Origin of the sequence: Tenuibacillus multivorans, assembly GCF_900103915.1 — a bacterium.
GTDB classification, from domain to species: domain Bacteria; phylum Bacillota; class Bacilli; order Bacillales; family Alkalibacillaceae; genus Tenuibacillus; species Tenuibacillus multivorans.
The window spans coordinates 157,616-171,683 of the sequence record NZ_FNIG01000001.1 but is presented as its reverse complement, the minus strand read 5'-3'; the positions used below and the strand labels follow the sequence as shown (position 1 = coordinate 171,683).

Here is a 14,068-nt window from a genome sequence, read left to right as displayed (position 1 = left end):
TTATATCATTAAATTTTAAATAACACCATCTGTTCGAAGACGTTGAATCTCTTGAGGATCTTTGTTCAATAATTTAGATAAAACTTCATCCGTATGCTCAGAAAGCTTAGCTGTCGATATTACACCATCCTGAGCCGACTGATAATGTGTTTGAACAAACATATTATTTTTGATAAGATCGCGCTCTTTAACATAGGCACTCTTAACCGCTTCACCTATTTCAAGAACAGGGAATAAACAACAGTCATGCTCTTCACCAATTTCGGTCCATTCCGACTGTGGTTTTGTTAAAAATAATTGCTCGACTTCCTCGAATAGATTCTGGTCTGTTAAGTGATCTGGATATGATTCAAGCCAGTCAACTCGTCCTACTGCTTCACAAAAATTTTTCCAAAACTTATATTCTAATGCGCCTAAAGTCATGAAGCGCTCGTCCTTGGTCTTATAAATATGATAGTTGGCTGATGAACCATTTAGAACCGGAATACCTGAATTAATTTGAGCTAAGAGTGATAGCATCACATGATTTCCCATCATATTAAAGATCGCATCAGTCATTGCTAAATCGATATAAGTTCCATTTCCTGTTTTTTCTCGCTGAAATAGGGCTGCTGTAATTGCTTCGCTTGCTGCAATTCCTCCGATTAGATCCGCTAGTGTGTTCGTTGGATGTATAGGTCTTCCCGATACGTCTTTTAATTGACTTAACATGCCACTCATCGCGAGATAATTCGAGTCATGACTTCCTTGATCCCTATATGGACTGTTTTGGCCGAAACCCGTCAGTGATAAATAAACAATTTTCTCATTAACTGACTTGGCGTGGTCATACCCTAAGCCAAATTGATTCATCACGCCTGGCCTAAAGCTTTCGACCACGACATCAGCTTTTTTAATTAAGTCTAAAGCCAGGTTTTGTCCCTTTTCTTCTTTTAAATTAATGGCAACACTCTTTTTCCCACGATTATTGACCGCAAAAAGAGCTTCTTTTGCCATGCCTCTTGCCGGATCACCTTGAGGTGGTTCAACCTTGATCACTTCGGCACCCCAATCAACCAGACGTAATGTCGCAAATGGGCCAGGAAGATATTGTGAAAAGTCGATGACTCTTAAACCTTGTAGCATCTTTACAACCCCATATTCTTCGCAATAATATTTTTCATGATGTCATTCGTTCCCGCATAAATCGATGATACCGGAACATCGCGGTAACGCCTTGCGATCGGGTATTCCTCCATATAGCCATATCCACCATGTAATTGCATACAAGTTGTGGCTGTACGTCTTGCCATATCGGTTATCCACCACTTCGCCATCGAGACATCAGTGACAATTTCTTCACCGTTCATATGACGTTCTATCACATCGTCTAAATACGTGCGTCCGATTCGAATTTCTGTCGCCATTTCTGCTACTTTAAATTGGATGTTTTGAAACGTTGATATCGATTGCCCAAAAGCTTTTCGTTCCTTGACATAAGCCGTTGTCATCTCAAGCATTTCTTCAGCTGCCACTTGAGCGCTAATCGCAACGGTTAAGCGTTCCTGTTGAAGTTTTTCCATTAGATAATAAAAGCCTTTCCCTTCTTCACCGAGCAGGTTTTCAGCGGGGACTTTAACATCTTCAAAGAAAAGTTCCGCGGTATCCTGCGAATGAAGGCCAACTTTATCTAACTTACGGCCATGTGAAAAACCGGGCATATCTTTTTCAACGACAAATAAACTAATGCCTTTATGTTTAGCCTTTGGATCGGTTTTCGCGACGACTAAAATTAAATCAGCGTGAATACCGTTCGTAATAAAGGTTTTTTGACCATTTAAAACATAGTAATCTCCTTGTTTGATGGCTGTTGCTTTAATCCCCGCCAAGTCGGACCCGGCATCAGGCTCTGTCATCGCAATCGCTGTAATATTTTCACCCGTAACACACTTCGGCAGCCATCTTTCTTTTTGCTCATCCGTTCCATACGAATCAAAATATGGAACGACGATATCATTATGTAATCCAAGCCCGACTAAGCCAGTACCCACTCGTTCAATCTCTTCGTTAAAGACGACCGAATAAGCAAAATCGGCATTCAGGCCACCGTACTTTTCATCCACCCATGGACAGAGAAAACCGTTTTCACCCATATTTGTCCACAATTCACGCGGAATCAAACGTTCTTCTTCCCACTGGTCAAAGTATGGGATTACTTCTTTTTCTAAAAATTTGCGTAAGGAATCGCGATATAACTGGTGCTCTTCTTCTAAATATCTCGCTATCATGTATTTCTCCCCTCTATTATTTAAATTTTCTTAATATTAAGATATCACAGTCGCACGCAGGGGTAAATAGGGGAAGTTGTCGATTTATCTTAGTTGACATGATTATGGCAAAAAGGTATATTATAACTATTAAATACAAATAATAAAATTAAAAGAGATGGAATGCATGAACATTTCATCTCTCACAGCATCCGCCAACAAGGTATTGCTGATTAATTTATAGTTTGTTTTTCTTGAAACTACCCTGCTGGCCAGAGCAAGGTAGTTTCTTTATGTCCGTTTTAATCAAAATGAACGGAACAATAAGGATAGGGATTTCAAATACACTCAAAGAATGTAAAACCCACACAACTTTCATATCCATTTTTTCACCTCCTCTCTCGCCTCTGAAAGACGGGTAGAAGGCTACAGCTACTACCTTGCTAAACGGATAACTGCTTGCTCTTAATTGTATATAATTTTCCAATAAATGAAATAACTTTTAAATGGTGTGCCCTGTCATGTCAATGATGGGCATTTTTTAATAGGGTATATTTTACCTCGTTCAGTTAAAAATATTAAAGAAACCACAACAGAATAAAACAACATCATGGAGGTTTCGCATCGTGGATTTACAAGAACTCAAGCAAATCGTGGAATCACCATCTTTAATTCAGGTGAGATATCGCGGTTTTCCGGTATATGTTCAAGATATAGATGAAAACAGTGGTACAGCAACCGTCTTTCCTCTTGATAATATGGATCATGTCCAAGAAGTAGACCTTAGTGGATTATATGAGGATGACCCCATTCATTAGTTTGTAAAGTGGTTGGATTTTTCCCATCCGCTTCATGATAACTAAATGATTCTCTAAAGGAGGTCCCAGATGGAACGTTTACGTGCTGAAGAAATCGCAAGCTCACCAAAGCTTCACAATGTTCAATTTAACGGCAAACGGGTTTTTATTCAACATGTTGAGGACGATCATGATGTCGCTCGTGTCTATTACCTGGATGATCCAGCGAATGAATTTGATGTACAGTTATCCAACATTAGAGAAAAGCAGTAAAGTTAAAGGGAACTCGCAACTAACACCGAGTTCCCTTTAACTTACTCCTCATCCTTTTTAGATACGACGAACGTTAATGGGTTTTCTTTACCCGTCAAGAGTTTGTGAACATACGCAGAAGTAAGCTGATACTGATCATCAATTTTTTCTGCTAAATGATTACTTCTTTCATACAAAATAGAACGGAAATTCGTCATTTGACGGCCAATTTTTTCAATTAAAGCTTCTTGATTTTCGAGCTGAGCTACTATTTGTTTTTGTTGATGGTCATGACTCGTTATCTGCTCGGCAATTTTTTGTTGTACCTCTAACATGTCATGAAGTTGACCTGCCAGCTCTTCACTCGAATGATCTTGTTTTGTTAACTCCTTAATAATGGCTTGATTGGAGTCATGCAAACTTTTCAACTCATCCATTAACTCTGATTTCGCAAGCTCCTCTTGTTTCATCCAATCCTCCATTTCCATCTGTCTACGATCTGATTTAGACAAACGATTTAACACCTGTTGTTTAAACGAATCATGATGATCATGACGTTTTTCGTTCTCATCTAAAGTTCTTAAAATATCTTTTTGCGTATTATCATGACGTTCATATAAATGGTTCAACATATTGTAAGAGCGGGATAAGCGTCGATTGATACGTTTTTGCTGCTTCGCCCATTCTGAAAACCGATCGACGACAACTTGTTCCTGATTTGGCTCATTGATTGGCTGTTTGGATTGATATATGTTTGAATGTCCGTTTATAAATAATCCCAATCTACCACTTCCTTTGACTTCTGCTGTTATACCATATGCAAAGGCACAAAAAAAGAGTGCCTGTCTTAACGGCTTTCGTCTAACCGTTTCAACAGACACTCAAGATTTATGCGTTTACCTTTTTTCGTTTAGCCTTTTCAATTTGTTTACTTCTTAATTGTCCGCATGCCGCGTCAATGTCACTTCCTTGTTCCACACGCACCCCACAATTAATGCCGTTTTCTAATAAAGTCTCGTAGAACTTCAAAATGTTCTTTTTACGGCTCCTTTCATATGGGTGGTCCGCAACTGGATTATAAGGAATTAAATTCACATACGATAAATGACGCTTATCTTTTAATAAGTCGACTAACTGATTGGCCTCTTCAACATGGTCATTCACATCATCAAGTAAAATATACTCAAACGTAATCCGGCGATTGTTTTTTTCTAAATAATAATCAATCGCTGGCATCAGTTTCTCAAGCGGAAAGGCTTTATTAATTTTCATAATCTGTGTACGCAGATCATTATTCGGCGCATGTAGTGATAATGCTAAGTTCACTTGTAAATTTTCATCCGCAAATTGATAAATTTTATCGACTAAGCCACTTGTGGACACCGTAATGTGACGTGCACCGATGGATAACCCATTTTGGTCATTGACAATACGCAAAAAGTCTAACGTATTATTGTAATTATCAAACGGTTCACCAATTCCCATCACGACAATATGACTTACGCGTTCTTGGTCACCACGTTCATCTAAATGGTGTTGAACGTTCATGATTTGTTCGACGATTTCACCACTGGATAAATCACGATTTTTTCGTAAAATACCGCTCGCACAGAATGAACAACCTATGTTACAGCCTACCTGAGTCGTCACACAAACAGATAAACCATAATCAAAACGCATCAGCACCGTTTCAATATAGTTGCCATCCTCTAGCTCGAATAAAAATTTAATCGTACCGTCCTTCGACTCTTGCTTAATGGTTTCTTTTAACGTTTGAACGACGTAGTTATCTTCTAATAACTGAATCGTTTCCTTATTCACGTTTTTCATATCAGAAAAGGACTTAACACGCTTACGGTAAAGCCAATCCCACACTTGATCAGCACGGAACCGTTTTTGTCCGCTTTCCACGAGCCAGTCTTTTAATTGTTCATAGGTCAGTCCGTAGATTGACTCTTTTTGCATGGATAAAAACCCTCTCTATATAAAGAAAAATCGGCTTATCACCAAACGGCATAAGCCTTCATTTTCTCATAACTTTATTCCTTTCCTATACTACTGAATAATAGCTTTTATCGCAAGTTGTAAGGTCTTCCAGTGTGTAATGTTAGTCTTTTAGTCATGGCCTGTCTAACTTTTACATATAGATGTAGTAAAACTTTGTTTGTAGACAAGCAGACGTTATGAAAAAGGAGGGAAACATATGGTTAACATTTCAACGACAGCTCTCGTGCGATATTTAGTTGGTTTAGCTTTTATCGTATCAGCATCCATGAAGCTATTCGGGGGTGGATTAAGCGATTACTTTATTAGTCTTGGTTTACCTTATCCAATCACATTCATGTACGTTGTGGCAATTGCCGAAATAGTTTGTGGTTTATTTATTGTGTTAAATTATTACGTTCGCTACGCGACCATGCCACTTCTCATAATCATCATTGGCGCCATCGTCATTACCAAGCTACCGATGCTACACTCAGGTATCATCAACACGCTATTTCATTCACGTTTGGATTTAATCATGCTCGGACTTTTATTTTTGCTATTCCAACAATATGATGGACATATTTTTAGAAAATCATAATCACCAAATATCAAGGACATAGCCTTTAGACGTTTTTTGTCCGACCTTTTCCTCGGTTACCTGTTGGGTGCTTGAATCGTACCTATACTTCAACCACCCAACATACAATCCTTTTTTAGCCGCTTGCTGTTCTTCCCAAAGGTCGACACCACTGATCCACTCACCTGTTTTGTCTCCCGGGGGATTGCCTGGTTTTGGAAAACTTGAACCGTTTGCTGCATAGATGGTACTACCGGTAACGCGTGCCAAATACTGTGGAAATGGGCTTGATGCCACACGACAACCTGTCAGATACACCTCACCAGCAGAACAAAATTTAACCTTACCTGCCCGGATCAGTTGGATTAAATCGTTAAGGTATCTAGCATCATTATGGTCGTAAAGCCTTCTATCTAAATAAAAACCATTGATATCCGGACCACCAATTTTGACACCTCCACGGTTGCCATTTTCATCATACGGCCAAGCATGCGAAAAAATGTATAACTTATCTATACAATCTTGACCACCACTACTCGCTTGAACCAGATGTTCAAGTAAGTTTTTTCCTGAACTCCATTTCTTTGCATTTTCTTTCCCAACAGCACGAATCGCCCAAGATTCAAATGCTACTTCATCTTTTCCCGTAGCCGCTAACGCTAATTTTTTATTTGCCATTGAAACCACCTTTTATAAAAGTTTCTAATGGTTATATTTATGCGAAAGAATCAGGTTCAGTTAATGGCCTATTGATAATTAGTTTCGTGATCATTATAGATGCACGGCACTAATTGCTTACTATACCTGAAAACACAAAAGTGAGGCCTTAGCCAGAGGGGTTCCGTTACTTTGGAGAAATGTTAGAATCACAAGCAAATTCATAATGATTTTCACAATCAATTTTACACCTCTTTTGTAACTAAATGTTTATTTGAATCTGATTCGAAAATTAAATTTCTTATTAAACTACCCGTTTGTGAAAGAAGGCTAGGTTTAATTTATTGGTGTCAACGAATTAATTGTGACCTTTACTTGTTTATAGTCTGTTAAATCTCCTTTTCCAGCAGTTTCGAATTTACTTATACTCAAACCATTTTCGGGATTACTTCCATGTAAATCCGATACGAGTTCAGCAGTTCCAATTTCCATACCTATTTCATCAAGAAAAGTTAAAGTAATGTGCGTTTGATAATTACCATCAACCTGCAAACTAATATGGCCATTTATGACCGAAAAACCATTATCTTCACGAACTTCTATTCCCCCAACACCCACTTGACCAGTAGAATCATATGTTCCAATATCAGGTGGTGCAGGCAAAGCCCTTGGTTGAGGAAATTCTTTTGCAAGCATTACATATTCATAATTAGATAGATTATCATTTGATGTTACTTCAAAACCTCTAATTTGTTCTCCTTTAGCTATTACTTCTTTGCTAACTGGTACTTCCCCTAAATAATGGCCTTTCCCATCAAAAAATAGTAAATTACCACCTACATCTAATTTAATACCAGGGTCTATCATCGCATTGGGATTAGAAGGGCTACTTACAATGTTATCCCAAAAATCTTGCCCAACATAAAGCTTTCCTTTAACAGTTGAGCCATTTTCATTAGACTCTACATTTAGTTGCCCAACTCTAATTCCATTCTTATTAAGATCAAATTTGTTATCTATACTTATCCGTTTTGTGTTATCATCATACGTAACAAAAGAATCCAAGCTTTCAGCAACGAATCTGATTGGAACGTATGCATGACCATCAACATTCAGTGTTTGATATTCATTTGGTAGTTCAACTTGTTCACCGTTTATTTCATACTTTGCTGAAAACAACAATGCTTCAATGCTGTCACTTGCATAAACAACGGAACCACCAGCTATGATTACACCACTTACTAAACCTAAGATGAATTTTTTCAAGCTTTTCTTCCCCCTTGTATAAGATTAATTTATTGCATTCCCTATTATCCCTAAATATTACTGAGCGTTAGTTAAATGACTTATCATTTAACCTTACCACAACCTTCAGTATTTTTGTTGAATATATATGGAGATTTAGATGCAATGCCTCAGAAGATTTCAAACAAATAAACTGTATAAAGTTACTAGAATCACATGCACATCATAAATCACAAACTTCTGGAAACCAAATGTCCATTACTATAATTTTAGTAAATGGGAAATTCTCGTAAAATTACTATGCGAAAGTTGGTGTATATAAAAGACCCGAAAGGATTAAAAATCCCATCGGGTCAATTTTATTAATGCTAGTGTTTTTGTGTTAAATAATGTTGCGTTTATTTATGTGTAATTAGGTTTTTCCAAGAAAACGGAACCCCTTAGCCATACTCGCTCGCTTTTTTTTAGCTTAAAAATTCTCTAAGAACACACGAATGACATCAGCGCCTCCAATAAAGGTCCCTAGTGAGCTTCCGATATTGGCCATGACTACGATTAGTAGAATTCGTGTCACCTTGTTGTTCCAAAAGCCTTTGATAGTGTGAACATCCTCCGATAGTTTTTCAAAGTCAGACACGCTTGGCTTTCTCACAAAAGCTTGTACGAATCCGGCAAACCATCCTGCGGCTAATAATGGATTGAGCGAGCTGATTGGAGCAACTAGAAAAGCCGTTAATATAGCTAATGGATGCCCAAACGCTACAGCAGTGCCAATCGCCGATAGTGATCCGTTCCACAGAATCCAAGAAATCGCCTGATACATTCCAGCTGATGGATTATTGAAAAACGTATACACAATCACTGACAAAATCAGGAGTGGTATTGCCCAGGCAATTATTTTTGGCTTTTTGGATTTTGGTGGTACTTTGGACAGCTGTTTTAAATCGTGTTCACGATAAATTTCGTTTGTCACACCGGGGACGTGAGCCGCACCGAGAATCGCAACGACTTTATCACCTGGTGCTTCTTTAATTTTTTGTGCTAAATATTGATCACGTTCGTCAATTAATGGCTCTTTTAAGCGTGGGAAAGATTGACTGAACTCTTGTAAAACGGAGTCCAGCATATCCTGTGACTTCATTCGCTCGAGCTCTTCTTCAGAAATCTCCTCATTATTAAAAATACTGTAAACAATACTCATTAACAGCTTGAATTTGCCTGTAAAACCAAGGTTTCGCCAAATTCTTGAGAACGTCACTTGAATGTTACGATCGGCTAAAACTAAGTTCGCATCATTTTCTTCAGCCGATTCAATCCCTTGAAGCATTTCTTGTCCAGGATTAATGCCAAATTGTTTAGCCATGCGGTTTTGAAAAGACGAGATCATCATGTTCATGAGTAACATAGTCGCCTTCTTTTCTTTTATGACTTTAAATATATCTGTATTTTTCCATTTGTTATCATCTTTAATGGATTTGAAACGTTGTTGATCAAGTTCTACACAGACTGAATCAGGCTGTTCAGCTTCAATGACTTCCTTAACCTGTTCAGCACTTTGTTTCGAGACGTGTGCAGTTCCGATCAGAATAATTTCTTTTCCATCTAAATGAAATCGTGTAATATTTTCTTCTGACATAAACAAACCCTCTTGTTTAAAATTTACTACATAAAATAGTGTATCATTATTTTGGTGAAGCGAATAATTATTTTGTTAACTATATAAGAAATTATGATATAAAAAATGGTGTGTGTCTAGCACGGGTTTGAACGAGCCTATGATAACGGTCCACAATCATTTGATTTAAGTCTTTTAATTTTTCGGGAACGGGTGGGAGTTGATCGGCTTGACATTGCTTCGAAATAGATTGACCCGGTGCCACATACCGACCTTCAACAATTTTTACCTGGTTCGAGATGGTAGCTCCATGCATAATGACACAATGGTCACCAATGGTCGCTCCATATATCGAGACGCTTTCTCCAATAAAGGTGCTTCGACCAATGTAAAGTGGCCCATGTGGTTGTGTATGACTTAAAATGCTAACTTCATCACTAATATAAACCCCATACCGATTCCCGTTCACCTCAACATGTTCTCCTGGTTGGCAATAAAGTAAAACACAATCCTGTATATTCGTCTTTTTACCTATATAATAGCTTGATAATCTCTCAGCAATAATCAGATTCTCTTTTCCAATATAGGCTTGTTCATCAATTAACACGTCCCCAAAGACATATGAATTCGCTTGAATGAATGTAGATGCCTTTACTCGTGGTGATTTGTTTGTACGAGATTTAGGATCTAGGTAAAATGTTTGCTGACAAGGAAACATAAAGGCTTGTCCTTTATTCTCTAAATACCTGCTATTCCATTTTTCAGTACTTAAACCTCTATATCTGTTCAAGACACTCTCCCCCTTTAGTCTCATCACCTAATATTTATGAATCGTTGTTTGTGATTATGTTTTAAGACTGGCTGAATCTTCCATGACCGTATGGTAGAATAGGAGAAAAAAGGAGAGGGATTCGGTGTCTAACTGGTGGAAAACAGCAACCGTCTATCAAATATACCCAAGAAGCTTTATGGATTCCAATGGTGACGGAATTGGTGATCTTCAAGGTATTATTCAGAAGCTCGACTATTTAAAAAAGCTTGGCATCGATATCATTTGGTTAAGCCCCATCTATGATTCACCAAATGATGATAATGGTTATGATATACGAAATTACTATCAAATTATGCAAGAATTCGGAACAATGGAAGACTTTAACCAAATGCTAGATGAAATTCATCAGCGTGACATGAAGCTCATGATGGATATAGTTGTGAATCACACATCAGATGAACATGAGTGGTTTCAACGATATCATGACTTCTACTTTTGGCAGGACCAACCGAATAACTGGAATTCACTCTTTAGTGGCCCTGCCTGGGAGTATGATGCCTATCGTGGTCAATATTATTTACATATCTTTTCGAAAAAGCAACCCGATCTAAATTGGGAGAACCCAAAAGTCCGCGAAAAAGTTTATGACATGATGCGCTGGTGGCTCGATAAAGGGGTTGATGGCTTTAGAATGGATGTCATTAACTTTATTTCGAAGGACCCTGAGCTTCCTGATGGACCGAATGGCGATGGCAGCGCGTATTTTATGAACGGCCCACGCATCCATGAATATTTACGTGAAATGAATAAAGAGGTTTTATCCAAATATGACTGTGTATCAGTTGGTGAAATGCCTGGGACAACCCCAGAGGATGCCAAACGATATACCGATCCCAACAACCGTGAGTTGAATATGATTTTTACGTTTGAACATATGGATTTAGATGGTGGTCCGAATGGTAAATGGGATTTAAAACCGCTTGATCTTGTTGGTTTAAAGGAAAACTTAGAAAAATGGCAGCATGCTTTACATGATGTAGGCTGGAATAGTTTGTATTGGAATAACCATGATCAGCCCCGTATTGTTTCAAGATTCGGTGATGATGGACGTTATCGCGTTAAGTCATCGAAAATGCTTGCAACCTGTTTACATATGATGCAAGGTACACCTTACATCTATAAAGGCGAAGAGATTGGCATGAACAATTGCGCCCTTGACTCGATTGACGCTTACAGGGATATTGAAACATTGAATATGTATAAGGCAAAACATGATGCTGGCGTGGATCATGAAACGATTATGACGTCCATTTATGCTAAGGGGCGTGATAACGCGAGTACCCCTATGCAATGGTCTGACGCCTCTAATGGTGGATTTACAACTGGTGAGCCATGGTTACAAGTGAATCCGAATTATAAAGACATTCATGTAGAAGCTGCTTTACAGAATCAAAACTCGATTTTTTATCATTATCAACAGTTAATTCAGCTTAGAAAAACGATAGACGTCATGACGACTGGCAGTTTTCATTTACTTTATCGGGAACATCCAGACATTTTTGCTTATGAACGACAATCAAATGCTGAAAAACTCACGGTTTATTGTAATTTTAGCGTGCATGAGCATCAATTTGATTTACCGGACGGCGACGTATTAATTCATAACTATAAAGAGCTAGCCTCAACGGATAAGTTAATTCTACGTCCATGGGAAGCCGTTGTGTTTTATGTGAATGGAGGTCATCAATCATGAAAGTTCTTGGAATAGATATTGGCGGGACAAAAGTACGGATGGGTGTCGTCGATGAATCGATGAACATTTACTTGGATAAAAAAATCCCGACAACATTTCCGCTATACAACATGTTAGAAAAAGAAGTTATAAATATATTAGATGAACATCCAGACGTAGACGCGATTGGAATTGGGACGCACGGCTTTGTCGATTCGAAAAATGGCCGTGTCGTCTATGCCACTGACTTACTTCCTGGCTGGACAGGAACTGAAGTCAAAGCACAATTAGAGGAAGCCACTGGCCTGCGAGTTGAAGTCGACAATGATGCCAATTGCGCCGCCTTAGCTGAAGCTCGTATTGGCGCGGCTAAAGATTACAATCGTACGCTTTGTCTAACGCTCGGAACCGGTCTGGGCGGTGGTGCTATTATCGATGAAGTTTTATTATCAGGTGGCCCCCATGGTGGTGCGGCTGAGTTCGGACATATGATCCTTTATCCAAACGGTGTGACATGCACCTGTGGCCGTCGTGGCTGCTTTGAACAATATGTTTCCGGAACAGCCCTGAGGCGGCGCATTAAGGAAGCCAGTCTACCATATGAACCAGAGGAGTTATTTACAGTCGATGATCCAAAAGCTAAACAGCTAATCCGCGAATTCACTTACGATTTAGCCGTTATAATTAGTTCATTACAAGCAACCTTTGATATGGAAGTCGTCGTCTTAAGCGGTGGCGTCGCTGAAGCATCCGATTATTGGATGGACGACCTACTTGATCAATTAAAACCCATGCTTCTAAATGATATCGATGTTAAGATCGCTGAATTTAAAAACGACGCCGGCATGTTCGGTGCTGCACAGTTAGTATTATAGTGCTAAAAATTCCGCCGCGCGAGGCGGGATTTTTAATACCCAGGTTTTTTTAAAAGCCTAAAGATGGCCGTTTTATAATCTTCTACTCCCGGCTGATTAAACGGATTAATATCTAGCAAATACGCACTGTAAGCACAGGACAACATATAGAAATAAAGTAAGTAACCAAGATGATACTCATCAAGCTTTTTCATGTGAATACCGATTTGCGACACGCCACCTGATAAGTGCGCTTCAGATACGCCCTTATATGCGACTAAATTAAAGTCATGTAACGATGTACCCGCTAAATAGTTTAATTGATCGGCATCATTTTCCGCTTCAAATACGGTTAAATCTTCATCGACTTCATCTACAACTAAAAAGGATTCCAATAAGTTGCGTTTCCCGTCCTGTATGTATTGCCCTAATGAATGCAAATCGGTCGTATACACTACGGAGATTGGAAAAATGCCTTTATGATCTTTCCCTTCACTCTCCCCAAAGAGCTGCTTCCACCATTCTTGGACAAAACTTAACTTCGGCTCAAACGTGGCCAACACTTCATTTGTATAGCCTTTCTCATATAAATCGTGGCGTACCGCGGCATAGCGAATAGCAGGATTATCATGGACGTCAAATGCTTGGAGCTCTTTTTCCGCGGCATGGGCACCATTAACTAATTGTTCAGTATCAAAACCCGCAGCCGCAATCGGTAATAACCCAACGGAGGTAAATACCGAGTAGCGACCACCGATATCACTAGGGACAACAAATCGGTTGTAGCCTTTTTCCTTTGCTAAAGATAGCAATGCACCCTTTTCCGCGTCAGTCGTCACATAAATACGCGATGCCGCTTCATTACCGTACCGATCCTCCATATATTTTTGTAAGAAGCGAAAGGCTAAAGCTGGTTCCGTCGTTGTTCCCGATTTGGATATGACATTAAGCGCAACTTCTTTATCTTCAATATAATTCATTAATTGTTTTAAATACGAACCACTGACTTGATGGCCAGCAAAAAGCACTTCAAATTCAGGGTTCTTTTCAAAATGTGGCTGTAAGGCTTCAATAACAGCTTTAGCTCCTAAATATGAACCGCCAATTCCGATGACAATTAACACATCTGCTTGTTTTCGAATACGTTCAGCAGCTGTTTTCAATTGATTTAAAAAATCTTCACTCAGTCCAGAAGTCCAGTCCAACCAGCCTAAAAAGTCAGAACCTTGCCCTTTTTTAGCATATAAATTTTCATGTATATGCCGCAATTCAGCTTCCTTACCTTGAGTTATAATGTCTGCGTAATCGCCAGAATAGGTTACGTGTATCATTGAT

At 38.8% G+C, this 14,068-nt stretch carries 14 protein-coding genes; 5 read left to right on the top strand and 9 right to left on the bottom strand.

What is annotated here, in order from left to right:
- Window positions 1-15: 15 nt before the first annotated feature.
- Window positions 16-1,125: a CaiB/BaiF CoA transferase family protein gene (locus tag BLP77_RS00865; RefSeq protein WP_093855210.1), complete on the bottom strand. Its 1,110-nt coding sequence runs from the start codon at window positions 1,123-1,125 to the stop codon at window positions 16-18.
- Window positions 1,126-1,127: 2 nt separating this feature from the next.
- Window positions 1,128-2,267, bottom strand: coding sequence for an acyl-CoA dehydrogenase family protein (locus tag BLP77_RS00860; protein ID WP_093855209.1), 1,140 nt, complete (start codon window positions 2,265-2,267; stop codon window positions 1,128-1,130).
- Between the two features lie 605 nt (window positions 2,268-2,872).
- Here BLP77_RS00860 and BLP77_RS00855 point away from each other — a divergent pair.
- On the top strand, window positions 2,873-3,064 hold the full coding sequence (locus BLP77_RS00855; RefSeq protein WP_093855208.1) for an H-type small acid-soluble spore protein: 192 nt from the start codon (window positions 2,873-2,875) through the stop codon (window positions 3,062-3,064).
- 69 nt (window positions 3,065-3,133) lie between these two features.
- Window positions 3,134-3,316, top strand: a complete 183-nt coding sequence (locus BLP77_RS00850; RefSeq protein WP_093855207.1) for an H-type small acid-soluble spore protein — start codon at window positions 3,134-3,136, stop codon at window positions 3,314-3,316.
- A 41-nt stretch (window positions 3,317-3,357) separates the two neighbouring features.
- Here BLP77_RS00850 and BLP77_RS00845 read toward each other — a convergent pair whose 3' ends face one another.
- Both BLP77_RS00845 and rlmN read right to left on the bottom strand, forming a co-directional pair.
- Window positions 3,358-4,077, bottom strand: a complete 720-nt coding sequence (locus BLP77_RS00845; RefSeq protein WP_093855206.1) for a hypothetical protein — start codon at window positions 4,075-4,077, stop codon at window positions 3,358-3,360.
- Window positions 4,078-4,183: 106 nt separating this feature from the next.
- Entirely contained in the window at window positions 4,184-5,260 is a 1,077-nt protein-coding gene (gene rlmN, locus BLP77_RS00840; RefSeq protein ID WP_093855205.1) for a dual-specificity RNA methyltransferase RlmN, read from the bottom strand.
- A gap of 238 nt (window positions 5,261-5,498) precedes the next feature.
- Between rlmN and BLP77_RS00835 the strand changes: the two genes are divergently transcribed.
- Window positions 5,499-5,879, top strand: a complete 381-nt coding sequence (locus tag BLP77_RS00835) for a DoxX family protein (protein WP_093855204.1) — start codon at window positions 5,499-5,501, stop codon at window positions 5,877-5,879.
- Here the strand turns inward: BLP77_RS00835 and BLP77_RS00830 are convergent, their stop codons facing one another.
- From BLP77_RS00830 to BLP77_RS00815, 4 genes are all read right to left on the bottom strand, one after another.
- On the bottom strand, window positions 5,880-6,536 hold the full coding sequence (locus tag BLP77_RS00830; RefSeq protein WP_093855203.1) for a hypothetical protein: 657 nt from the start codon (window positions 6,534-6,536) through the stop codon (window positions 5,880-5,882).
- A gap of 315 nt (window positions 6,537-6,851) precedes the next feature.
- Window positions 6,852-7,781 carry a stalk domain-containing protein gene (locus BLP77_RS00825; protein ID WP_093855202.1) on the bottom strand — a complete coding sequence of 310 codons (930 nt, stop codon included), beginning with the start codon at window positions 7,779-7,781 and terminating at the stop codon, window positions 6,852-6,854.
- Between the two features lie 448 nt (window positions 7,782-8,229).
- A complete protein-coding gene (locus BLP77_RS00820) occupies window positions 8,230-9,396 on the bottom strand; it encodes a TraB/GumN family protein (RefSeq protein ID WP_093855201.1) in 1,167 nt (388 codons plus the stop codon).
- A 91-nt stretch (window positions 9,397-9,487) separates the two neighbouring features.
- Window positions 9,488-10,165 (bottom strand): LbetaH domain-containing protein, encoded by a 678-nt coding sequence (locus tag BLP77_RS00815; RefSeq protein WP_176752910.1) that lies wholly within the window; start codon window positions 10,163-10,165, stop codon window positions 9,488-9,490.
- Between the two features lie 124 nt (window positions 10,166-10,289).
- Here BLP77_RS00815 and BLP77_RS00810 point away from each other — a divergent pair, with 124 nt between their 5' ends.
- Together BLP77_RS00810 and BLP77_RS00805 are read left to right on the top strand one after the other, a co-directional pair.
- The gene (locus BLP77_RS00810; protein WP_093855199.1) at window positions 10,290-11,900 is read left to right on the top strand and encodes a glycoside hydrolase family 13 protein; all 1,611 of its coding nucleotides are present in this window, start codon (window positions 10,290-10,292) and stop codon (window positions 11,898-11,900) included.
- A complete protein-coding gene (locus BLP77_RS00805; protein ID WP_176752909.1) occupies window positions 11,897-12,754 on the top strand; it encodes an ROK family protein in 858 nt (285 codons plus the stop codon). The genes BLP77_RS00810 and BLP77_RS00805 overlap by 4 nt, the downstream gene beginning before the upstream one ends.
- A gap of 32 nt (window positions 12,755-12,786) precedes the next feature.
- Here BLP77_RS00805 and BLP77_RS00800 read toward each other — a convergent pair whose 3' ends face one another.
- Window positions 12,787-14,064, bottom strand: coding sequence for a glucose-6-phosphate isomerase (locus BLP77_RS00800; protein ID WP_093855198.1), 1,278 nt, complete (start codon window positions 14,062-14,064; stop codon window positions 12,787-12,789).
- Window positions 14,065-14,068 lie beyond the last annotated feature (4 nt).